The sequence below is a fragment of the Streptomyces sp. NPDC038200 genome (assembly GCF_055600785.1).
Genome location: NZ_JBVJYH010000009.1, coordinates 21,917 through 45,411, shown reverse-complemented (window position 1 = coordinate 45,411; position 23,495 = coordinate 21,917). Strand labels below are relative to the sequence as shown.

Here is a 23,495-nt window from a genome sequence, read left to right as displayed (position 1 = left end):
GTCGGCGCACGGCGTGTCGCACGCGCGGACCGGTCTCGGTCGGAGGGGTCACAGCGGGCAATGTTGACACTGCACACTCTTCTTGCCTAATGTGTGTAGAGTAAACATTGCCCCCTGGGTAATCGGGCAAAAGCCGTCATTCGATTCCTGTCTCGGTATCGTGTGCACCCTGCCGTTACGCGCGGCGGAAACGCTGTGCGCCTGTCCGGGATGCCTGTGGGGCCATGCAGCTCAGTCATGTGATCGGAGTGCCATGAAGGCCGTATCCATCAAAGAACCCGGCGGTCCCGAAGTCCTGGAGTGGACCGAGGTCGCAGATCCGACGCCCGCCGCCGGCGAGGTGGTCATCGACGTGGTGGCCAGTGCCCTCAACCGGGCGGACGTGATGCAGCGTTGGGGGCTCTACCCGCTGGCGCCGGGTACGTCCCCCTATCCGGGGCTCGAGGTGTCCGGCCGTATCAGTGCCCTCGGTGATGGAGTGACCGGATGGCAGGTGGGCGACGAGGTGTGCGCACTGCTGACCGGTGGCGGCTACGCCCAGAAGGTCGCCGTACCGGCGGGCCAGTTGCTCACGATCCCCAAGGGGATCGACCTCGTCGAGGCGGCGGCCCTTCCCGAGGTGACCGCGACCGTCTGGTCGAACATCGTCATGACCGCGCAGCTGAAGAAGGGCGAGACGCTGCTCGTCCACGGCGGGCTCGGCGGCGTCGGCACCTTCGCCGTCCAGATCGCCAAGGCTCTCGGCGCCCGCGTCGTCACCACGGTCGGCGGCCCCGAGAAGGTCGCACGAGCCCTGGAGCTCGGCGCAGATGTGGCCATCGACTACCGCACTCAGGACTTCACCGAGTTCGGCCCCTACGACGTCATCCTTGACGTGATCGGCGGCGACTACCTGGAGCGGAACATCCGCTCCCTCGGCCCGGACGGCCGCCTGGTCGTCATCGGTCTGCAGAACGGCCTCGAGGGTCAGCTCAACCTGGCCGAGATCGTCTTCAAGCGCGTCTCCGTTTTCGGTACCACGCTGCGTACCCGGTCGAAGGAGCAGAAGGCCGAGATCGTCGCCGAGGTGCAGGACAAGGTCTGGCCGATGATCGAGAGCGGGGCCGTCCACCTGCTCATCGACAAGACCGTGCCCATGTCCGAGGCGGCCGAAGGCCACAGGCTGATGGAAGCCGGCGGCCACGTCGGCAAGATCCTGCTCGTGAACGAGTAGCACGCCTCGGGGGAGACCGCCTCCGAGAAGTCCCAACGAAATGATCTCCACGGTGGTCGGATCACTCCGGGACCGATGATCCGGGGGTGCTTGGTGGCTCGGCCGAAGCCACGGCACGTCGAGGACGAGCTGTGGGCGGTGTTCGAGCCACTGCTGCCCAGAGGCGAGCGTCGAACGCGGCATCCGGGGCGCAAGCGGCCTCCGGACCGGCTGGTGCTCCTGGGCGTCCTGTTCGTGCTGCACACCGGGATCGCCCGGGAGTGTCTGCCGCAGGAATGCGGCTGCGGCTCGGGCGCGACCTGCCGGCGCCGCCTGGCCGAGTGGACCGAAGCCGGTGGGCGGCCCCGGCTGCGCGAGGTCCTCCTCGCCAAGCTCCGCAGCGCGAATGCCCTGGACTTCTCCCGTGCGGCCGTCGACGGCTCCCCCATCCGGGCGTTCAAGGGGGACCCAGGGCTGGACGAAGCCCCGTCGACCGGGGCAGGACGGGCAGCAAACACCCTCCGATCACCGACGCCACCGGCATCCCACTCGCTGCCACCCTGACCGGCGGCAACCGTGACGACGTCACCCAGCTGATCCCACCGCTCCAGGCGGTACCGCCCGTGCGGGGCAAGCGCGGCCGGCCCAGGCGCCGCCCAGACGTGGTGCTCGGCGGCCGCGGCTACGACCACAACAAGTACCGTCGGATGGTCCGGGATCTCGGCGTGAAGCCACGGATCGCTCGCCGGGGCACCGAACACGGCTCCGGACTGGGCACCCGACGCTGGGTCGTCGAGCGTGCGTTCGCCCACCCGCACCGTTTCCGCCGCCTGCGGATCCGCTGGGCGATACGCGACGACATCCACGAAGCCTTCCTCATCCTCGGATGCGCACTGATCTGCTGGCGACGCCTGAACTCAGTTGTCGCCCGCTAGTTCTTCTGCAGGGTACGGGTGACACCCGCGATGACGGCGGTCGTCAGCACCCAGCCGAAGGCGATCAGCAGGTAGGCCAGCCACTGGAGGCTGTCGTTCGACCAGTACCAGGCCGTGCGCTGACCCAGACCACCGATGGGGATCAAGAGGTCGAGCGTGTAGACGAGGGGCTGGAACGGGGCGCCTTCGCCCGTTTTCACCGGGATGGGAGAGTGCGCGCCGAAGACCAGGGCGCCCAGCAGGGTCAGTGTCAGGAGCCAGACGCCTGCCAGCCATGGCCGGTAGCCATAGCCAACGGTCGCGTCGAGCAGGTGCCCCCAGGCGCGCGCGGGCAGGGGCAACGCGCGGCGCCGGTGACGCTGTTTCGCCAGGAGCACCCGGCGGGCGTCGTCGTCGTGGCCGGCCTTCCGGTACCAGCTCGCCAACTGCTCATACGGCTGCGGGCTGTAGCCCGGGCTGCGCCGTATCCACGCCACACGGCGGGCCACGGAGTCCCGCTGCCCCACCGCCTCCCGCCGCTCGCCGGCCTCTGCCACCTTGATGGAGCCGTAGACGAAGCCGTCCAGCTCGACCACGTCCGGCCAGCTGTGCTCGCTGTCGTGGAGGTAGGACACCTGCGCACCCCGCAGGTCCACGGTGCCGGCCGGTAGCCGGGCGAGTGTGAAGTCGAAGTCGACGGCCTGCATCAGCAGGGCGGTGAAAGAGGGGCCGCGGCCGTCGGGCGGCCCGTTCAGGACGGCTCCTTCAAAGGTCAGGTTGTCCGAGATCCGGGCGCCCCGCAGCCGTACGGTCCCGTTCGCGGTGAACCCGTCGGAGAAGTCGATCGTGGAGGCCACGGCGTTGTCCAGGGCGAGCGCCACCCCACGCCGGCCGGGGCGTTCCAGTCGTGCGCCCCGCATGTGCAATCCGCCGGGCAGCTGTGCCCCCATGAGACGGACTTCACCATGCGCCACGAATCCGTCCACGCAGTAGACACCGCCCGCCGCGACCAGTCCGCCAGCGGACACCGCCCATTCCTCGGGTGCGGTGATGTCGGCGCCGCTGAGGTTCACGGCGCCGCTCACGTGGGCGTTGATGAGCGACAAGGCGGTGACCCTGCGGTGCAAGGGCGAGGCAGAGCCGCTTTCCAGGCGCGAGCGCCGCAGGTCGAGGCGCCCCTCGATACGGATCAAGCCGGCTTCCACGCCTGGCACTCGGCTGCCCACGATCGCGATCGACTGGGTCGACGCACCGGAGAGGTCCACGCCCTCCTCGAACCAGCAGTCCTCGAGCCAGAGGGCGTGAGCGATCTGCGCGCCGGCCAGGTCGAGGTGCCCGGATATCCGCGCCCCGGCGAGCCTCAGGCACGCGACGGCGCCCGGCTGCGCGGTGTTCGCGCCCAGCAGGAGCGCCGTGATCACGACGGCCCGGACCGTCCGCCCCGGGCCCCACCCCCCACCCTCGGCGACACGGTCGTCCTCGGGCACGCCCCTGCGCAGGTCCACGCCGCGTCCCTCGGGGAACGCGTCCCACAGCTCACGCTCCGGTGAAGTCAACTCGTCGTATGAGAGCACTCATGCAGAGTAGTGATCTTCCTTCGCGCTCGCCTTACCCCACCGCGCACGGATCGGAGGGCAGCCCCTTCCGTCAGGAGTTCCAGGTCCGTGAACCGACGCTCCGGTGTCGCAGAGGGAAGGCAGGCTCATGGCCGGCCTCCCTCCAGGCACGCGAACGACTGACAGGTCCTGAACGCGCCGCTCGCGCGCGTCGACGGCGACCATGCGGATCATGAAAACGGTCGGTTCTCGGCACTCCGGTCGTTCTCACCGAAGGAGGCGCGAACGGCCAGGAGCGCCACGCTGATGTCGGCTGCCGTGCGCGGATCGGAGAGGGACCGGCCTGTCAGTTCTTCGACACGGCGCAACCGATAGCGGACTGTGTTGGGGTGGACGAAGAGGCTCTGCGCGGCGCCCCCGGCCGAGCCGGAAGCGGCGAACCAGTGTTCCAGAGTCCGCAGTAGCCGGGAGCGTTCCGCGGCGGGAAGCTCGAGCACCGGCTGCAGGACGGTCCTCATCAAGTGCGCGGACTCGGCGGGCGCGGCGGCGACCACCATGGCCAGCGGATTGTCATCGAAGCGGGCCACCCCGGGGCCCGCACTCGGTGCGGGCAGGGCCAGACTGGCGAAGCGCAGCGCCTGGGGTGTGTCCCGCAGGGTGCGGAAGCGCGGACTGAGACCCATGCGTGCGCCGGACCGCCGCAGGATCCGCAGGCACGCCTTCTCCGAGGAGTCGGCCGGCAGCGCGATCAGTGCGTGCTGTCGGCCGGGCGACGGTCTCCAGGCGGCCGGGAGCCTCGCCTCGAGCAGCGCGGACTCGATCCCGGCGAGCCACTCCCGGTCCGGCTCCTCGGCCTCGGCGACGGCCACCACGTAGGGCCCTTGCTCCGGCAGGCCCAGCTCGCGGGCCGCCTCCCACCGCATGCTGTCGGTGACGACGCCCGAGAACAGCGCCTCCACCAGAGCGGAGCGCCGCGCCTGCACACGGGAGGTCAGATGTGCGGCCGTCTGCCGGTAGGCCGCCACCACCGCTTCGGCCAGCAGTCCGAAGAGGGACCAGAACTCCGCCGACTCCGACACCAGTTGATCGTCTGACACCTCGGGATGCAGGCGAGCCTCCGCGAGGATCTCCGTCCACAGCAACTCGGTGCCGATCCGGTACGCGTGCAGTGTGTCCGCGAGCGGAACGCCCTGCTCGGCGCGGACCCGGCCGGTCTCCCGCGCCGAACTCGCGTTCAGGGCGCCCCCATGGCGGAGACGGCTCAGGACGAGGTCCGCGTTGGTGGCGCAGGAGCGGCCCAGCGAATCGAGAGTGATCAGTGACTCGTTGTGGTAAGGCACCACGTTCGAGCGGATCCGCAGCGCCATGCGCTCGGCCAGTTCCGGAAGCCTCGTCTGGAGAACCGCTGCCACGCCTGGAAGTGCCATTCCTGCAGCTTAATGGCACAGGATTGTGGTCAGGAACAAAAGGAAGGGCTGAATGCTGTCACGTAGTCCATAGGGCGCGGCCCGCACGCGGCGGCAAGATGTCGGCGATGTAAACATCTCGCGGCATCATGTAACGGAGGCGGGTCATGGCCAATCTGGCAGCGTTCCTCGAAGAGACGGCGCAGCGGCACCCCAACCATCCCGCGCTGCGCCTGGGGGAGCAGCTCATCACCTACAGGGAGCTGGACGAACGCAGCGCCCGCGCCGCCACCCTGCTCAGGTCCGCGGGAGTCCGGCCGGGCGACCGGGTCGCCCTGATGCTGCCCAACGTCCCGGAGTTCGTCGTCCTCTACTACGGAGCCCTGCGCGCCGGCGCGGTCGTGGTTCCGATGAACCCCCTTCTGAAGACCAGGGAGGTGGAGTTTCACCTTGCCGACTCCGGCGCCGTCCGGCTCTTCGAGTGGTACCAGGCACCGGGTGAGGGGAAGCAGGGGGCAGCCGCTGCCGGCGTGGAGCACACGTCCGTGGAGCCCGCCTCGTTCGCCGCGGCACTGGCCGGGCACGAGCCGCTGCCGGAGGTCGTCGACACCGACGGCGAGGACATGGCCGTCCTGCTGTACACCTCCGGAACCACCGGTCGCCCCAAGGGAGCCGTCCTCACCCACGCCGGACTGCGGCACAACACCGAGGTCAACGGCGTCCATGTGCAGCGGCTGACCCCCGAGGACGTGGTGGTGGGCTGTCTGCCGCTGTTCCACATCTTCGGGCAGATCTGCACCATGAGCGCCGCCGTCCGCAGCGGGGCCTCCCTTGTCATGATTCCCCGTTTCGACCCCCAGGCCGTTCTGGAGGCCGTCGCCCGCGAGCGAGCCACTGTCTTCGAAGGCGTGCCGACGATGTACGCGGCGCTTCTGCAGACCCCGTCCAGCGCGGACGTGTCCACCCTGCGCATGTGCATCTCCGGCGGCGCGTCACTGCCCGTGGACATCCTCCAGCGCTTCGAGCAGCGTTTCGGCTGTCAGGTGCTCGAGGGCTTCGGCATGTCCGAGACCAGCCCCGTGGTCACGTTCAACCACCCCGACCGACCGCGCAAGGCCGGGTCCATCGGCACTCCGATCCAGGATGTGGAGGTGAGGCTCGTGGACGCCAAGGGGAACGACGTGGCCGCCGGAGAGATCGGCGAACTGGCCGTCCGGGGGCCCAATGTGATGAAGGGGTACTGGAACCGGCCCGCGGAGACCGAGGCGGCCATCCCCGACGGCTGGCTCCGCAGCGGCGACCTCGCCCGGGCGGACGAGGACGGCTATCTGTACATCGTCGACCGCAAGAAGGACATGATCATCCGCGGCGGCTACAACGTCTACCCGCGAGAGATCGAGGAAGTGCTCCACGAACACCCCGCAGTGGGAATGGCCGCGGTGCTCGGCGTTCCACACGCAGAACTGGGGGAGGAGGTCACCGCGGTGGTCGTGCTCCGCCCCGGTGCGGAGGCCATGCCCGACGAACTGAAGGGGTACGTCAAGGAGCGCGTGGCGGCCTACAAGTACCCGCGCCAGGTGTGGATCGTGGACGCGCTTCCGATGGGGCCGAGCGGCAAGATCCTCAAGCGCGAGATCACTGTGCCGGTGCGCTGACATCGCATCTGACGCGCCGCGCACTGCGCGCGTTCACGGTCGTCTCCGCGTGCGGCCGCCCCCCCCCGCATGGCCCGGGCCGCGATGCGGGCGCCGGCTGCCACGGCCAGGATGGGTCCACGGTGGACCGCTGGGGGCCGGGAGGCGGAGAGGGCAGGACTGTCCGGCAAGGTCTGCGTCATCGACGGTGCTGCCTGCCCGACGGCGGGGCGGTCGCGGACCGGCCGTGGCCGGCCGAGCACGAGGAGGAGGGCGGGGGCGAAGCAGAGCGGTTTCGACCGGTCCGTTGGCGCCGGGTGGTGAGACGCCGGACCGCCGGACTGGTCGATGCCTGTGCGTGCCGGGCGATGGCCGCTCGAGCGATCCCCGTTCAGCGCACTCCGGCTGCCTTCATGATCCTGAGCGCGCTGGTCAGGAGGGTGGCCCAGGTTTCGGGAGAGATGCGGGCCGGCGGGTAGAAGCCTTGGAGGCGCTGGTGGGCGACGTTCTGGGCTTCGGTGTACTTGAGGATGCCGTCGGCGCCGTGGCGACGGCCGAGTCCGGAGTCGCCCATGCCGCCCATGGGGGCGTCGATGCTTCCCCAGGCCGCGGCGAAGGCTTCGTTGACATTGACGGTGCCTGCGTGGATGCGGGCGGCGACGGCCCGGCCGCGGGCGCCGTTGCGGGACCAGACGCTGGCGTTCAGTCCGTAGGGGGTGGAGTTGGCCAGCTGGATGGCTTCGTCGACGTCCTGGTAGGGGTAGATGGAGACGACGGGGCCGAAGGTCTCGTGGTCGTGGAGCGTCATGTCGGGGGTGACGTCGGTGAGGATGGTGGGTTCGTAGAAGAGCGGGCCGAGGTCGGGGCGGGCCGTGCCGCCGGCGAGGACGGTGGCGCCCTTGGCGACGGCGTCGTCGACGTGTGCGGTGACGGTCTTGAGCTGGGAAGGGGTGGTGAGGGAGCCGACGTCGACGCTGTAGTCGTACGATGCGCCGATCTTGAGCTTCTTGGTGCGTGCGACGAAGGCGGCTGTGAACTGGTCGCGGATCGACTCGGCCACGTAGAGGCGTTCGATGGAGACGCAGAGCTGGCCGGCGGAGGGGAAGCAGGCGTTGACGGCGCCCTCGGCGGCCTTCTCCACGTCGGCGTCGTCCAGGACGATCATGGCGTTCTTGCCGCCGAGCTCGAGGGAAGCGCCGATCAGGCGCTTGCCGGCGTCGCTCGCGATCTGGCGTCCGGTGGCGGTGGAGCCGGTGAACATCATGTAGTCGGCGTTGTCCATCAGGGTGCCGCCGATGGAGCTGCCGCGGCCGATCACGATCTGCCATACGCCTGCCGGGAGTCCGGCCTCGTGCATCAGGTCGAGGGACCACAGGGCCGTGAGCGCGGTCTGGGTGTCGGGCTTCTGGACCACGGCGTTGCCGGCCATCAGAGCCGCGATGGTGTCGCTGGCGGCCATGCTCAGCGGGTAGTTCCACGGGGAGACGACCGCGACGACGCCCTTGGGGTGGCGCAGTTCGGTGGTGTGGGTGAGCAGGGGGATGGCGCCGCGACGGCGCTTGGGGCCGAGGTACCTGGCGGCGTTGCGGGCGTAATAGCGGGAGACGACACCGATGTCGACGACTTCGAGGAACGCGTCGCGGCGGGTCTTGCCGTTCTCCGCCTGCATCAGGTCAAGGACCTCGTCCTGGCGGGCGAGGACCAGGTCGTGGAAGCGCAGCAGGATCTTCTTGCGCTCCGCGATCGGCGTGGCCGCCCAGGACTTCTGCGCGATCCGGGCCCGCCTGAAGGCGGCCTCGACATCATCAGGAGTGGAGACCGGCAGGTCGGCCAGGGGGACGCCGGTGTAGGGGGCGCTGGTGGTGACCCGCGCCGCGTCCGGCGCGGCCGAGACCCGCGCGGTCAGCTGCTTCAGCAGGGTCGGGGTGAGGGATAGGGGAAGGCCGAGGCCCCGCGTGGCAGTGGGGCGGGTGGCGTGGTCGGTGACCATGGCAGAACTCCTTGTCCGCTGCTACTTGTTCCTGCTCCGGACCGAGGTGGGTACGGGCATGTGGAGGGCAGCCTGGCCCTCGGTCATGACGTCGAACTGGATGGTCCGCTTCGGCTGGAGCGAACGCAGATCGTCGGACATCCGGCCCTCACCGAGCTGGAGGTTGATGCCGCTGGTGCTGCGCGTCGTGCCGGCGTTCAGCACGTGGGTCTGGTTCAGAGTGGAGTGCCAGGCGCCGTTGATCGAGGTGTACGAGGTGAGCGAGCTGACGCGCTCCCCGCTCAGGTGGGGCCGCTGGGCCGGGGTGTTCGCCCGGAGCGCCAGGTCGACTCCGCCGGCGTCGTTGGCCACCCGGGCCGTCGTCCGGTGCGCGTCGATGTCGACGTCCAGGCCGGTGACCCACTTCGGGAAGCCGTAGCCGTCGTGGCCCCGGACCTGCGCGATGTCCGTGCTCACGGGAAGGGACAGCACGTACGAGTCGAGGTGCTCGTTCTTCAGGCCGGAGACGAGGTCGAAGAAGCCGAGCTTTCCGTGCCGCGCGGGCTTGACCGCGATGCCGACGGCGGCCTCGGTGTAGAAGTCGATGTCGCACACGTCGTACCGGAAGAACATCACCGACACCAGGCCGAGGCCGGGCACGATCTCCAGCGGCGAGAGCTCCTCGGGGAGGCGGGCGCGGATCGCCCGGGACGGCGCGACCATGGTGAGGCGGGCGGTGGACATCGTGTAGTAGAAGTTCGGCGTGAGCGTCGAGCCGATCGGAGAGTCGACCTTGATCTTGGGCAGCCGGCGGAAGAAGTCCACGCTGCTGACGCGGGGGTCGCGGGCGATCTCGTCGAGATCGGGGTTCATCCGGTAGCGGTCGTACATGCCGCCCTTCGGGACCGCGACCTCGCGGCCGCCCAGGTCGACCTTGACGGTGTTCTCCTGCGTCGAAGACATGGCGGGGCTTCCTCACTCTCATGTAAGCGGTGTACACAAACCGTAGAGGGCGATGTGAGCACCGTCAACAATGGGGGGCGAGATTCTTGCGGGCGGATTTCGGTTGACGGCTCTATCGGCCTGGACTGAGCCGGCGGTACGCGGTGGAGAGGATGTGGGACCAGACCGTGTTCACGGTTCCTGGCTGCTCGTCCTCTGGCCCGGCGGGCGGTGGTGCGTCCGAAGCGCGGGGATCCGGCGCGCTCGTGATGTCCGGCCCGTCGCCCTCCGTGTGCCGGCCTCCGGGTGGGTGTGGACGTTCGGGCAGGGCGTCCATGGGATCCCCTGGAGCGGCCGGGTTCTGGATCGGTTCTGGCATCGTCGCGCTCTCGCGTCGGGGGGATGGTCGTTCGAGTTCTCCCGGTACGGTCTGTCGCCCGAGCGTCTTGCGGCCCGGGCGGCCACCGTCCAGTGTCGGTGCGGCGACGGCGGCTGCCCGTCCGGACGCTGACCGCCACGGGTCGTGTTCTCCTTCCTCGCCGCCTTCGCGATCCGATTCCTCGGCACCCGCCCCGAGCGCGGAGTCGGCGGCGAGAACAGCTCGCTCGTCATCCCGTTCCCCTCTTCCCTCTCGATCACCTACGATGTATGCACCATTCACATTAAGGCATTGATGTAATCGTCGTAAACATCGAGGGGTGTGGAGTGCGTCGCCGACGGGCGACGCGCCCTATGGGCGGCTCCGAGCGGAAACGGCTGGGCCCACCGGCGCCGTGAGGGTGTCGGTGGGCCCAGGCGTGTGCGCCACTTCCTCGTGTGCGGTGGGGACGGGTGCGTGTCGGCACACCGTAGGAAGATGCAGGTCAGGGGCACATGTGGTGAGGCACCATAGGTCGGGAGTCGCCTGTGCGCGCGGGCGCCATGCCGACTCGGGGGACGAGCGGTTCCGGGGCTCGCAAGTGATTGAATCCAGCGCTGCCGGGACGCGTGGTTCTGGGTGACGGGACAGTGTGGTGCTGACTCCCGTGCTGGTGAGGTGCTGACCAAAAGCCCACGTCATCGCCCGTGGTCGCGCCTCCCGTGCTGACTACGCGCGGAGTCTCCTGGGTACGCGGGCATCGGCGAAGAAGCCGTGCACAGCCTCCGAGTGCGTCAGCGGCGGAACCCGCGTTCGGGTGAGCGCGGGTTCACGTTGAGGAAATCCTCGAACCACTCGTCCGGTCGCAGGGCGGCTGGGATGGGGCAGGACCCCTGCAAGCACATCATCGCGTCCGGGTTGTCGCTGTGTCGGCGGTCGTACAGCCGCAGTACGTCGTGATCAGGGAAGAACAGCTCCGAGCAGGCGTCGAAGTCGTAGTCGTCGCGGTGCGTGGGCAGTGTCGTGCGGGACGGGGAGTCCTCTCCGAAATCCACGCCCTCGGGTGCGTCGTCGAGAGCGAGATGGAGAACCATCTCCTCGGCCGCGCACAGGGGCTGAGGCCACTTGCCGCGGGCGAGGTCGCCCGCCAGGTCGTCGCAGGCGCGGGCCACGCCGCGCCGCCACTGCCGGCCTTGGTGCCAGGTCACGCGCGGTAGACGGGAGAAGAAGCCCCAGGTGCCGTCATCCCCCTCGATGACGGGCCGGTCCTGCAGCTCTGCCACGTCGTCGTAGGCCGTGTCCGCCAGCCATACGAGCGCGCCGAAGAGCCGGTCGGCGGTGCGCGGGGTGAGCCACCAGCCGCACTTCTCGCAGTCCTCCTTCTCGCAGCCGCAGGCGGCAGGGCGGGGGAAGAGGGAGGCGAAGTCCGGCTGCGGCTCCTTGCGCGCGGGCGGTCCGTCGGCCATGCGCTGCGGTGCGGCGTGCGGGTTGGGGACCTGGCGAAGCCGCCAGCCCGCCCCGAAGGTGACGCGGATGGGCTCGGTGGACCAGTCGACGACTTCGTCGCCCCGTGCGGACAGCAGCAGGTGGCCCTCCTGCGCGTCCGTCAGGCAGTCCGTCCCGGGCAGCTCGCCGGTTGTCTCCACGGCGAACATGACGGCGCCCACCAGGTCGTCCGGATCGTCCTCGTCCAGCTCCTCGTCCGGCAGCGGCTCCCAGCCACAGGCTGTCGCGGCGTTGAGTGCCTTGGCCCGGTCGTACACGTGGAACTCGCGCAGCTGCACCATCCGGACCACCGGACCGGGCAGGTCGGCCAGCCGGGCATCGCTCGGCGAGCGGGTCGCAGAAATGGGCAGCTCCTCCTGGCCGTCCTCATGCACCCAGTCGAGGGGATCGTCGGCGGGCCAGGTGAATATCGTCGACGCGTTGGTGGGCCATACGCCTGCACGAGCCCGCTCAAGAGCCTGCCGGAAGGAAGCGGCGGGGGCATCCGGCAGCGCCGTGACGATCTTGTGTGCCGTGGCCTGCTGGCGCGGGGTGAGGGCGCCGTGGAGGGCGGAGAGGGAGAGCAGGAGCGCAGCATGCTGGGCCAAGAGCGCGTCGCGGCAGGTCAAGACGGTCTGCAGGCAGGTGGGCCCGGCCGGGTGCGCCAGCAGCACGAGTACTCGGCTCTTGCTGCTCGAGTGCTCGCACAAGAAGTCACGGGGCACGGCAGATGCGGATGCCTGGACGGCGGTCATAGCGAAGCTCCAACGGTGCGCGGTCAGCCGAAGTTGACGGCAGAGGAGGAGGGGAGCTGCTGGTGGGCGCGGTGCAATCGCATCTCCGGACAGCGTGGAAGTCTGATTCGACTGGTGTCATCGGTACGAGCGACGACCCGGGTCCGAACACTGACTCTAACGCGTGGATTCGTATGTGCGCAGGCGGTTTCGGCCAATCACTGGTGTCCGAGGTGCGGGTGTTCCGGCGACTCGCGAGCGCGCCGGCCGGCATGACTTGTCACATACTCACGGCCGGAGCGCGCAGGGCGTGGCAAGGGGGCGGCTCAGTCCGCGCCGCGGATGAGGGGCCCCGTCCCCGGGCGACCAGAGGCGGGGCTCGGCGCCTGTGCGGAACGGCGGGCGGGCGTCACCACCGGCTGCTGCGGTCGCCCCGGTGGGCGCGCCGGGCCGCGGGTCGGTTCCCGAGGTCGAGGGAGGTCTCGTAGGTGTCCGGAACGGTGGGCCGGTCTGTCGCTGCCAGGCCGGAGCAACTGTACGGACGACGGCAGCGTCGAAGAGCGCCTCCTTCCGTCTGGGCGGGTTGACCGTAGGTCAGGCGCGGTCTGCACATCTCATTCTGAAATGATCAGCAAGCGATTGAAAATTAGGCATCCCGGACCCCGAAATGCGTTGAAACGTTTCGGCGTTGACCGTCTCCTGGGAACTATTTTCCCATGATTCATTTCGTCGTCGGCTCCTCCATCCCGTGCGCCTTAGTCCGAAAACACCCTGTCAATCTCGTTGAAAAATGGAGCGCCATGGTGTCTCCGGGCGTCCGACCGGGGGCGGAGTGCGACGATCGGTGCAGCTGGGGCTCTCCTATGTGATCGTTGTGCGTACGAAATGCGTCACTATCGAAAAGGTAGTTGATCGGGTTAACGTGGCTCCTGGAACAGCGTGAACAGTCACTCAGGGAGATGCATGAACTCCTTATCCGTGATATCCGCTCCGGCGGTGCGGAATGCTGGCAGTTTGAATGTGACGCGGGAGGGGGCATGATGAAGGGGATGCCGCCGGTGGCCCCGCCTGCTGGTCCCGGTTCGTACGGAACGCGGCGAACCGTGCTGCTGGAACGCGAGGAACAACTCGACCGCGTCCGGGCGTGGTTGGCCGCCCCGCAGCCGACGGGGCAGGTGTTCCTGCTGGAGGGGACGGTGGGCGCGGGCAAGACGGAGTTCCTGCGCGAAGTCACGGAGAACGCCCAGTCCGTCGAGGTCATCCCGCTGAATGCCGTCTGCTCCTTCGAGGAGAGGGATCTGCCGTTCGGGGCCCTCAGCCAACTGTTCGGCAGCCCGGCGCTCCCCACGGAACTGCGCAGCCGCATCTCGCCGGTGCTGCGCCGGCTCATGAGGTCGACCCGGCCCGAGAGCATGCACGAGGCCGTGGAGCGCAACAGGGCCGACATCTGGTACGACCTCTTCCTGCCCGTCATCGAACTGGCCGCCACCACACCGGTCGTGGTGTGCGTGGATGATGTCGACCACATGGACGCCGCGTCGCAGCAGTGCTTGTTGTACCTGGTCCGCCGGCTGTCCTCGGCACCGCTCCTGATGGTGTTCACCGAGCGCGCCGAGCCGTGCGGGACCCACCGTCCGTTCCACGCCGAACTCTTGCGCCAGTCCTCCGTCCTGTCCGCCCGGCTCACACCGCTCTCCCCGGAGTCCGTGCGCACCCTGATCGGTCTGCGGCTCGGCGGGGAGGCGGCCCGCGAGCTGAGCGACACGTTCATCACCCACAGCGGCGGCAACCCCCTGCTGCTCGACGCCCTGATCCACGACGAGCAACTCGGCGCCGAAGCCGGCCCACAGGGTTTCAGGCGGGCGCTGTTGAACTGCCTGCACCGCAGCGGCCCCCCCACCCTGCGGGTGGCCCGCGCCATGGCGGTCTACGGCGACGACGCCTCACCGGAGGACCTCGGGGCACTGGTCGACACCGATGCGGTCACCGTCGAGCGGACGCAGCGCACCATGACCGAGGCCGGGCTGCTGTGGGCAGGCCGGTTCCGGCACGCGGAGGCCGCGCGCGCCGTGCTCGACGACCTGGCCCCCGCCGACCGGGAACAACTGCACCACCGGGCCGCTCGACTGCTCTACGACCAGGGTGCTCCGGCGGCCGACGCCGCGCATCATCTGGCCGAGGCCGGCCAGGTGTCGGAGCCCTGGGCGCTGCGCGTGCTGCTGGAGGCGTCTTCGGAGGCGCTGCTGCACGGCGAGGTGCAACGCACCCTGCGGTACCTGAACTCGGCACAACAGTCGTGCACGAACGAGAGGGACCGCTGGGAGGTCCGGGCCCGGCTCGCCCAGGCCGAATGGCAGCTCAGCCCCCCGGCATCGCTGCGGCACCTGATCGTGCTCACCGAGGCAGTCCGCAACGATCAACTGGATCCCCACGAGACGATGCTGCTCGTACGGCAACTGCTGTGGCTCCACCGTACGCAAGAGGCCGCCGAGATCCTTGCCCTGCTCCGCAACCGGGCGGCGCGTCCACCGTCCGCGGCAACCGCACTCAGGTCCGGCACGCCGAAGCCGCCGCTGGACATGAGCGACATGGAGATCTGGCTGGCCTGCACCTACCCGCCGCTCGCCGGACGGGTGCAGAGCGGGCCCGTGCCCACCGGCCCCGAGGGAGCGCCCACCACCCGGGGCCGGAGCTTCTGGCTGCAGTCGATCGGCGCGCTCTCCGGGGGCCTCGTCCGCAGGCGCACCGGCGAGACGCAGGAGTGGGCCTCGCACGTCCTCGGCCAGCTCGACCTCAACCACAACGCCCCCTGGGCCGAGGAAGCGACCCTCCTCGCGCTGATGTCTCTCGTCTACAGCGGCCGGCTGAGCGATGCCGCCAACCGGTGCCGGAGCCTGGACGAACGCCACAACGGGCGCCTCTCGCCGATGTGGCAAGGCGTCCTGGACGCAGCCGAGGCGGAGATCCGGCTGCGCCGAGGCGATCTCCGGGAGGCGGTCAAGCGCGGCACGTCGGCCCTGGAGCAGGTGTCCGTCCAGGGGTGGGGCACCGCCGTCGGCCTGCCGCTGGGCACACTGATCCTGGCTCACACCCGCATGGGGGAGTTCGACGAGGCCGCGGATCTCGTCAACCGGAGCATCCCCGACGAGATGTTCCAGAGCCGGTACGGACTGCACTACCTGTACGCCCGCGGGCACTACCACCTGGCCATGAACCGGACGCGCGCGGCGCTCGGGGACTTCCTCTCCTGCGGCGAACTCATGGGCAAGTGGGGACTGGACCTGCCCGGCATCGTGCCCTGGCGGAGCAGCGCGGCCGAGGCGTGGCTGCTGCAGGGCAACCGAGACCAGGCCAAGCGCCTGATGAAGGAACAGCTGACCCTTCAGGGGCCGGAGGACACCGTCAGCCGGGCGCTCGCCCTGCGCCTGATGGCCGTGTTCAGTTCGCTGGGGCAGCGCCCGCGCCTGCTGGGTGAGGCCGCGGACCTTCTGGAGGCGGACGGCTACACCTACGAACTGGGCAGGACCCTGTCCGACCTGGGCCGGGCCTACCACGCGCTGGGCAAACACCGCCGTGCGCGGGTGATCATCCGCCGTGCCTGGAGGGTGGCACACCTCTGCCAGGCGGAACCCCTGTGCAGGGAACTGCTGCCGGACACGAGCGCCGAGGCGGGCCTGACGGAGGACGAGGAGAGGACCACGGCCATCGCCTCGCTGACCAACTCCGAGCGCAGGATCGCCTCGATGGCGGTCATGGGGTACACCAACCGGGAGATCGCGGAGAAGCTGTTCATCACGCCCAGTACGGTCGAGCAGCACCTGACGCGGGTCTACCGCAAACTGGCCGTCAAGAACCGCCAGAGCCTGCCGGGCTACCTGCGCACCGACTCCGGCTGAACCGCCCGGCTCGACGACGCCACGCTCCGCATCGGCCGAGGACTCTCCGGATCCCCGCCCCCCGCTTCGGCCCTACCCCCGCGATGCGGTCCGCTCCACGATGCGGTGCGCGGCGCGCAACCCTTGCGCGGTGGCTCGTACGGCGTTCAGCGCCCGGGCGTCGGCGGCGCCACCGGCGATCTCGAAGGGGACCTCGGCCCGGTGGAGCAGGGCGACGACATCCCGTCGGCTCTCCTGACCCGTGGCGAGGACGACATGGTCGGCGGCGACCAACCGTCGTTCCCCCGCGGCTTCGACGACGACACCGTCCCGGGTGATCTCCTCGTACACGACGTCGGTGAGCAGGCGCACCCCGCCGGCGCGCAGTTCCTCCATGGCCACCCACCGGGTGGACGGTCCGATTCCGGTGCCGATCCTGTCGCCGCGCCGCATCACCGTGACCTGCCGCGGAGCACCTGCCGGGGCAGGTACGGTCCGTGACCCCGGAACCGCCCTCCGCGGCATGGTGATGCCGCGGGAGGAGAGGAACTCCTCCGGGGTGAGGGCGGCGGAGGAGCCGCTGGTGAGGAGGTGGGCCAGGTCGACGGCGATGCCACCGCCGCCGATGACGGCGACGCACGGGCCGAGCGCGTCGGGGTCCGCGAACACCTGGGCGTAGTCGAGTACATGCGGCAGTTCGACGCCGGGCAGGTCCGGCCGGCGGGGACGGACCCCGGTGGCGATGACCACTCCGTCCATGGCGCGCAGGAGAGGTACGTCCCGCGAACCGAAACGGTGCCCCAGGTACACGGGCACGTCCAGACCGTCGAGTTCCTGCACGCGCCGTCGTACGGTCGCGCCGAAGTCGGCTTTGCCCGGCACCCGGGCGGCCAGCCGGAACTGGCCGCCGGGCTCGTCCGCCGCCTCGTACACCTCGACCTCGTGCCCGAGCCTCGCCAGGGTGCGGGCCGCCTCAAGTCCCGCGACTCCCGCTCCGATGACGGCGTACCTGCCCCGGCGCGCGGGGGAGGGGCCGGCCGGGAAATCGCTCTCGTATCCCGCCCGCGGATTGACCAGGCAGGACACCCGCTCGGTGCCGAAGGACCGGTCGATGCACGCCTCGTTGCACGCGATGCAGAGGTCCACCGACGTGCTCGCCCCCGTACGGGACTTGCCGACGATGGCCGGGTCCGCGAGGAACGGGCGGGCCATGGCCACCAGGTCGACGTCGCCCGCGGCCAGCACCTCCTCGGCCTGCGCGAGCTGGTTGAAACGGTTCGAGGCGATGACGGGCACCGCGTCGTGCCCCGCCGTCCGCAGCACCCGCTTGATCTGCTGGGCGTACACGGCCCACGTCCCCGTCGGTACCTGCGCCTGCACGGTCGGCACCGAGGACTCGTGCCAGCCGACGCCCACCGCGAGCGCGTCGGCACCGGCGTCGGCGAGCGCGACGGCCAGCGCGGCCGTCTCCTCCCACGGGGTACCGTCGGTGACCAGGTCGGCGCCCGACATCCGGAAGAGCACCGGGAAGCCCGGTCCCACCGCGCCCCGTACGGCCCGCAGCACCTCGACCGGGAAGCGCCGCCGCCGCTCGGCGTCACCGCCCCAGGCGTCGTCGCGGCGGTTGGTGAGGGGCGCGGTGAACTGGTTGATCAGATACCCCTCGGAGCCCATCACCTCGACGGCGTCGAAGCCCAGGTCGTACGCCGCCCTGGCACCCCGGGCGAAGGCGGCGGTGGTCTCGCTGATCTGTTGCGCGGTCATCGCCTGCGGTGTGGTGCGGGAGAACCGGCTGTACACGGCGGACGGGGCGAGTGGCGCGGCACCGTCCGCACCGCGGGTGCCGGGCAGCGCGTACCGCCCGGCGTGGAAGAGCTGGAGGGCGATGAGACCTCCGCCGTCGTGCACCGCACGGGCGGCCCGGCGCAGCGCCGACCTGTGCTCCTCGTCGTCGAGCACGCCGTAACCGGGACCCCCGGAACCCGCCGCGTTCACGGCGGAGCCACCCGTGACGATCAGGCCGGCGCCGCCCCGCACACGTTCCGAGTAGAACGCGGCCAGCGCCGCGCCACCGTCGTCCAGGGTCTCCAGATTCAGGTGCATGGCACCCATGACGATGCGGTGCGGCACTGTCAGGCCACCGATCGCGCAGGGCCTGAAGACGTGGTCCAACACCTGCCGTCTCCTCTTGTCGGCTCTTCCGGTCAGGCGTCCCGCGTCGGCCGGGGCGGCAGCTCCAGCGCCTCACCCGCGTCCGCGAAGAACGGCGGCGCGACGACGCTGAGCCCGCCGTCGACCACGAGGGTCTGCCCGGTGATGTAACCGGATCCCTCGCCGAGCAGGAAGTCGATGGTGTCGGCCATCTCCTGTACGGTGCCCGGACGGCGCGCGGGGATGCGGTCGAGGACGCCCTGCATGGGCGGCATGCCCTCGACGTTGTAGAAGAACTCCAGCGAATCGGAGTCGATCAGGCCGCCGTTGACCGCGTTGACGTTGATGCCGTAGGGAGCGAACTCCACCGCCATGTACCGCACCCATGACTCGATGGCGGCTTTCATGCCGCCGAGCATCGCGTAGGTGGGGTAGGCACGGATCGAGCCGTAGGAGGACAGCGCGACGATCCGCCCGCCGTTGTCCATCAGCTTCACGGCCTGCTGCGCCCCCAGCACGAAGGGCCGCAGGTTCATCGCGTACGAGCGGTCCAGGTGGTGCGGGCCGAGATCGACGATGTTCTTGAACGCGCTCGCCGCCGCGTTGGAGACGAAGTGATCGAGCCTCCCGCAGCGCTGCGCCACCTCGTCGAACAGCGCCGTGACACCCTCGGTGGTCTCGACGTCCGCCTGGACCGCGAAGCCCTGGCCACCGGCCTCCTCGACCTCGGCGACGGTCTTCTGTGCGAGGTCGGCGTTCTTCTTGTAGTTGACGACCACGGTGCCCCCCCGGCGGGCGAGGGTGAGGGCCAGGGTGCGGCCGATGCCGCGTGAGGCCCCGGTGATCAGGGAGACCCGCCGGCGGTCGGCCGTCTGCTGCTGGTGCGGGCTGTTCATCGGTTCGTTCCCTCTCCGTCCCGGGACGTGGCACGCTGGAGCAGCTCGCGGAAGACCACGGCCTTCTGCACCTCGTTGGTGCCCTCCTCGAAGCGCTGCGCACGCGCGTCGCGGTACACACGCTCGATCTTCTGCGACTTCCAGTATCCGAGTCCGCCGTGCACCTGGAGTGCCTTGTCGGTGACGGTCGTCAGCATCGTCACCGCGTGCATCTTCGCCATCGACGACTGCAGGGAAGCGTCGTCGGCGCCCTCCTCGAAGCGGCGAGCCGCGTGCAGGACCAGCTGCCGTGCGGCTTCGATGTCCGCCGCGTTCTCCGCCAGCATGAACTGGATGGCCTGGCGCTGGGTGAGCGTCTTGCCGAAGGTGACGCGGCTGCGGGCATACTCGACAGCCAGCTGCTGAGCGCGCTGCGCGAGCCCGACACAGCTCATCGCCACGGAGATCCGGGACGGGGTGAGGAAGCCGCCGAGGAACACCTCGAGGCCCTGGCCCTCCGCGCCCAGCCGGTGGTCCACCGGCACCGGGGTGCGGTCGAAGGTCAGCGACGCATGGTCGGTACCGGTGACACCCATGGTCTGGGAGGTGTCCTCGACCGTGACGCCCGGGGCGTGCCGCGGCACCAGCAGGGCCACCGTGCCCTCGTGCCCGGTGCTGCCCTCGACCCGGGCGGCCAGCAGGTAGTAGTCACAGCGCACCCCGAAGGTGATCAGGTGTTTGCGCCCCGAGAGGTAGTAGGTGTCGCCCTCGCGCACCACCGACGTGGTGATGTCCGCACCGGTGCCGTTGCCCGGCTCGGTGAGGGTGAAGGCGATCTTGATCTCGCCGGTGACCGAGGGGATGACGAAGCGCTTGCGCTGCTCGTCGTCGGCGTGGCCGTCCATCGACCGCCAGATGCCGTTGACCACGTGCACGATCATGCGCACGGAGCCGTGCGAGCGGGAGAAGATCTCCATCAGCTCCATCCAGCGCGCGAAGCCGAGCCCCAGGCCGCCGTACTCCTCGGGAGCGGCTATCCGCAGGAACCCCAGGCCGTTCAGCTCGGCCCACAGCTCCTCGGGCACCTGCCCGGTCTCCTCGATGCGTTCGGCCCACCGCTCACCAGGTCCCTCCACCCACTGTTCGACCCGGGTACGCAGCTCGTGGAACCGCTGGTCGTCCGTCATGTGCCGCCTCTGTTCTCGCTTCGTCGTGTTCCGGTCTGCTGTCCGACCCGCCACCGCGGACACCGCGGCGGGGACGGGCGGTGTCAGGTGGCGCACTCGTCGTGCGGCCGGAAACCACGGGCCAGCGCCCGCAGTTCGAACTTCTTCACCTTGCCGATCGGGTTGCGCGGCAGGGCGTCGATCCGCTCCAGGCGCTCCGGCCAGTACTGCTTGGCCACCTCGTGTCCGTCGAGGAACCGCCGCATCTCCTCGAAGGTCAGCTCCGCCCCCTCGGCCGGGACCACGAAGGCGCAAGCGCGTTCGCCGAGACGCTCGTCCGGCATGGCGACCACCGCGACGTCCTCCACCGCGGGGTGTCCGAACAGCAGTTGCTCGATCTCGGCGACGGGAATCTTCTCACCGCCGCGGTTGATCACGTCCTTCACCCGTCCGGTGATCCGCAGGAAGCCCTCGGCGTCGATCGTCGCCAGATCGCCCGTGCGGTACCAGCCGTCCTCGGTGAACGCCTGGGACGTCAGGTCGGGACGCCCGAGGTAGCCCTCGAAGACCGTGGGGGAACGCAACTCGAAGTTGCCCTCCTCGCCCGCGGGCAGCACCAGCCCCTCGTCGTCCGTGATCCGCAGTTCGATGCCGTCCAGTGCGCGGCCGTCGGAGCCCCAGCGCTGCCGGGGCTCGTCGCGGGGTGACGACAGTGCGCCCAGGCAGGTCTCCGTGGTGCCGAAGGCCCCGCACACGTCGGTGCCCAGCACCCGCCCGGCGCGCTCCGCGAGGCCGCGGGGCACCATGGCCCCCGTCGCCACGAACATCCGCAGGTGCTGCGGTGTCTCTCCGCTCTCCTCGACGGCTTTCACCAGGTCGGACAGGAACGGCGTCGCGGCCTGCACGAACGTCGCCCGGTGGTCGTTGAGCGACTGCAGGGCCCGCTTGGCGTCCCACTCCGGTTGCAGGATCTGCGGCACACCCAGCACCAGGGCGAGCACCATGCCGTACAGGAAGCCAGTCTGGTGGGCGAGCGGCGACGGCACCCAGATCGCGTCCCGCTTGCCGAGCCCGAGGTGCCCGATCTCCATCGCGACGGCCCTGACCAGGTTGCGCGTGGGCTGCGTGACGCCCTTGGGCTCGCTGGTGGTTCCCGAGGTGAACAGGAGCTGTGCCGTCATGTCCGGTGCCGGCGCGAGGGAGTCGAGCGCCGCGCGGTCGACCACTGTCGCCGACAGCGCCTGCTCCCAGTCGTACACGGCCGTCCCGCCCGCGGGAGACTCGGGCAGCTGGGCGGGGCCGCCCGCGGTGGCCAGGACCACCACGTGCTCCAGAGCCAGGTCCGATCCGTGCTCGGCGACCAGGTCCAGTGCCTCCTCGGCGGGCCGGCGCGAGCGGTGTCGGTCCGCCACGACCAGCACCCGTGCCGTGGAGCGCCTGAGGACGAAACCGACCTCGCGCTTGCGGAAGAAGGGGATGACCGGGCAGCACACGGCCCCGATGCGCAGTGCCGCCAGTGACAGCACCACGAACTCGACGCGGTTCGGGAGCTGGTACGCCACGTTCTCGCCCGGTCGCACACCGAGTCGCAGCAGCAGGGCCGCCGCGCGGTCCACCTGCTCGGCCAGTTCGCTCCAGGTGATCACCTCGTCACGGTCGGAGCGCACGTCCACGACGGCCGTGTCCTCGGGCCGGGCTTCGGCCCGTCGGCGCAGCCACTGCGGCAGCGTGACCCGCGAGGCCGGCTCGGGGCCGACGGACTCGGGCTCGGTCTCCGGGGCACGGTCCCCGGCGGGTCCCGCCGAGCCGTCCTGCACCGACATGGGCACAGTGAGGGTGTTCATCGACTCGAGGAACGCCGGATAGGAGATGCGGTGCGCGTTCGGATACGTCAGCGTCGAATGCCCCTGTGCCCGCGATGACGCCACCGCGAGCGACATCAGGATGCGGTGGTCGTTGAACGAGGACAGCCTGGCGCCGGTCAGGCCGTCCACGCCGTGCACCCGCAGCGCGTCGTCCGACAGCTCCAGGCGGCCGCCCATGGCATTGAGCTGGAGCATGGCGGCGGCGCGGTCGGACTCCTTGAGCCGGGTGTGCGCGATGTTGCGGAACACCGACTCGCCGCGTGCGAACGTGGCGAGGGCCGTCAGGATCGGCAGCATGTCGGGGATGTCGCGGCAGTCGACGTCGACCGCGGTGAGCCGCGGCGCGTCCTGCCGGATCCGGAGTCCGCCGGCCGTCTCGTCGATCTCCATCGGGATGCCCATGGAGCGTGCGACGTCGAGGAAGTGGAACTCGGGGTGGTCGGCCGGGCCGCCCTCCAGCGTGGTGATCCCGCACAGCAGCACGTCACTGGGGTGCAGCGCGGCCGTGGCGATGCCGAACGCCGCCGAGCCGATGTCCGGCGGCAGCGTCAGCTCGACGGTGTGCGCCCGCTGGCCGGGTTCGATGTCGAAGCGCCGCCAGTCCTCGGAGACGGTCACCTGGAGGCCGAACTGCCGCATCATGGCCACCGTCAGCTCCAGGTAGGGGCGCTCGTTGAGCTCACCCTCCACCTCGATGGTGGTGTGCCGCGTCGCGAACGGGGCCAGCAGGATCAGGCCGGAGATCCACTGGGACAGGGTTCCCGCGATGGTGACGTGACCGCCTGTGGGCCTGCGACCCTGCACATGGACGGGCGGGCAGTCGTCGGCCGACTCCAGTTGCACACCCATCTGTTCCAGGGCGCGCAGCAATGGGCCGACCGGGCGTCGCTTGAAGTACTTCTGCCCGGTCACCGACACGGCACGGTCCGACAGGGAGGCCAGACCGATCATGAAGTACAGCGTGGTGCCGGAGCTGCCGGCGGACACGGCCTCCCGGCGCGGTGCGTACCGCCCGCCGAGCCCGTGCACCACGAAGGTGTCACCCTCCCTGGTGATCTTCACGCCGAGGTCGCGCAGCAGCCGCACCGTGTACTCGACGTGCCGGGCGTCGGACTGACCACGGATGCGGCTGACGCCCTCGGCGAGCGAGGCCAGTATCAGCGCACGGTGCGCGTGGTATTTCGAGTTCGGGACAAGAATCTCACCGGTTACCCGGTGCTGAATTCCGCTGACGAGAAGGTGCATGGGTCCTACTACTCCCTGGCAATGGGCAGGAGGCCGGGACAGGAGACGGAAACGGTCCGCATCCTCACGGCACACCCGCGCCGAAACGTCGAGGCGGCCGAAGAGAGAATGAGCGCCGGCCTGTCACG

Annotated in this window: 13 protein-coding genes; 4 read left to right on the top strand and 9 right to left on the bottom strand. The window is 69.9% G+C overall.

Going from position 1 to position 23,495, the window contains the following annotated elements:
• The first annotated feature begins 253 nt into the window (after positions 1–253).
• Both ACZ7KF_RS20035 and ACZ7KF_RS20030 read left to right on the top strand, forming a co-directional pair.
• Entirely contained in the window at positions 254–1,213 is a 960-nt protein-coding gene (locus ACZ7KF_RS20035; protein ID WP_471076398.1) for an NAD(P)H-quinone oxidoreductase, read from the top strand.
• Between the two features lie 75 nt (positions 1,214–1,288).
• A protein-coding gene (locus ACZ7KF_RS20030; protein WP_471076396.1) for an IS5 family transposase occupies positions 1,289–2,127 on the top strand; the annotation gives its coding sequence in 2 pieces (ribosomal slippage) (positions 1,289–1,633 and positions 1,636–2,127; 837 coding nt in all).
• On the opposite strand, the gene ACZ7KF_RS20025 is transcribed toward ACZ7KF_RS20030, so the two are convergent.
• Both ACZ7KF_RS20025 and ACZ7KF_RS20020 read right to left on the bottom strand, forming a co-directional pair.
• Positions 2,124–3,680 carry an oxidoreductase gene (locus tag ACZ7KF_RS20025; RefSeq protein ID WP_471076393.1) on the bottom strand — a complete coding sequence of 519 codons (1,557 nt, stop codon included), beginning with the start codon at positions 3,678–3,680 and terminating at the stop codon, positions 2,124–2,126. The genes ACZ7KF_RS20030 and ACZ7KF_RS20025 overlap by 4 nt on opposite strands.
• 212 nt (positions 3,681–3,892) lie before the next feature.
• On the bottom strand, positions 3,893–5,089 hold the full coding sequence (locus ACZ7KF_RS20020) for a PucR family transcriptional regulator (protein WP_471076390.1): 1,197 nt from the start codon (positions 5,087–5,089) through the stop codon (positions 3,893–3,895).
• A 146-nt stretch (positions 5,090–5,235) separates the two neighbouring features.
• Here ACZ7KF_RS20020 and ACZ7KF_RS20015 point away from each other — a divergent pair, with 146 nt between their 5' ends.
• Positions 5,236–6,723: a long-chain-fatty-acid--CoA ligase gene (locus ACZ7KF_RS20015; RefSeq protein WP_471076387.1), complete on the top strand. Its 1,488-nt coding sequence runs from the start codon at positions 5,236–5,238 to the stop codon at positions 6,721–6,723.
• A 370-nt stretch (positions 6,724–7,093) separates the two neighbouring features.
• Here ACZ7KF_RS20015 and ACZ7KF_RS20010 read toward each other — a convergent pair whose 3' ends face one another.
• From ACZ7KF_RS20010 to ACZ7KF_RS20000, 3 genes are all read right to left on the bottom strand, one after another.
• The gene (locus tag ACZ7KF_RS20010) at positions 7,094–8,692 is read right to left on the bottom strand and encodes a succinic semialdehyde dehydrogenase (protein ID WP_471076384.1); all 1,599 of its coding nucleotides are present in this window, start codon (positions 8,690–8,692) and stop codon (positions 7,094–7,096) included.
• Positions 8,693–8,713: 21 nt separating this feature from the next.
• Positions 8,714–9,634: an acetoacetate decarboxylase family protein gene (locus ACZ7KF_RS20005; RefSeq protein ID WP_471076381.1), complete on the bottom strand. Its 921-nt coding sequence runs from the start codon at positions 9,632–9,634 to the stop codon at positions 8,714–8,716.
• A gap of 1,131 nt (positions 9,635–10,765) precedes the next feature.
• On the bottom strand, positions 10,766–12,064 hold the full coding sequence (locus tag ACZ7KF_RS20000) for a hypothetical protein (RefSeq protein ID WP_471076378.1): 1,299 nt from the start codon (positions 12,062–12,064) through the stop codon (positions 10,766–10,768).
• Between the two features lie 1,229 nt (positions 12,065–13,293).
• Between ACZ7KF_RS20000 and ACZ7KF_RS19995 the strand changes: the two genes are divergently transcribed.
• Entirely contained in the window at positions 13,294–16,086 is a 2,793-nt protein-coding gene (locus ACZ7KF_RS19995; RefSeq protein WP_471076375.1) for a helix-turn-helix transcriptional regulator, read from the top strand.
• A 72-nt stretch (positions 16,087–16,158) separates the two neighbouring features.
• Here ACZ7KF_RS19995 and ACZ7KF_RS19990 read toward each other — a convergent pair whose 3' ends face one another.
• From ACZ7KF_RS19990 to aroA, 4 genes are all read right to left on the bottom strand, one after another.
• Positions 16,159–18,240 (bottom strand): oxidoreductase, encoded by a 2,082-nt coding sequence (locus tag ACZ7KF_RS19990; protein ID WP_471076373.1) that lies wholly within the window; start codon positions 18,238–18,240, stop codon positions 16,159–16,161.
• Between the two features lie 29 nt (positions 18,241–18,269).
• The gene (gene chcA, locus ACZ7KF_RS19985) at positions 18,270–19,112 is read right to left on the bottom strand and encodes a 1-cyclohexenylcarbonyl-CoA reductase (RefSeq protein WP_471076370.1); all 843 of its coding nucleotides are present in this window, start codon (positions 19,110–19,112) and stop codon (positions 18,270–18,272) included.
• Positions 19,109–20,278 (bottom strand): acyl-CoA dehydrogenase family protein, encoded by a 1,170-nt coding sequence (locus ACZ7KF_RS19980; RefSeq protein WP_471076367.1) that lies wholly within the window; start codon positions 20,276–20,278, stop codon positions 19,109–19,111. The genes chcA and ACZ7KF_RS19980 overlap by 4 nt, the downstream gene beginning before the upstream one ends.
• Before the next feature lie 83 nt (positions 20,279–20,361).
• Positions 20,362–23,367, bottom strand: coding sequence for a 3-phosphoshikimate 1-carboxyvinyltransferase (gene aroA / locus ACZ7KF_RS19975; protein ID WP_471076364.1), 3,006 nt, complete (start codon positions 23,365–23,367; stop codon positions 20,362–20,364).
• Positions 23,368–23,495: the final 128 nt, after the last annotated feature.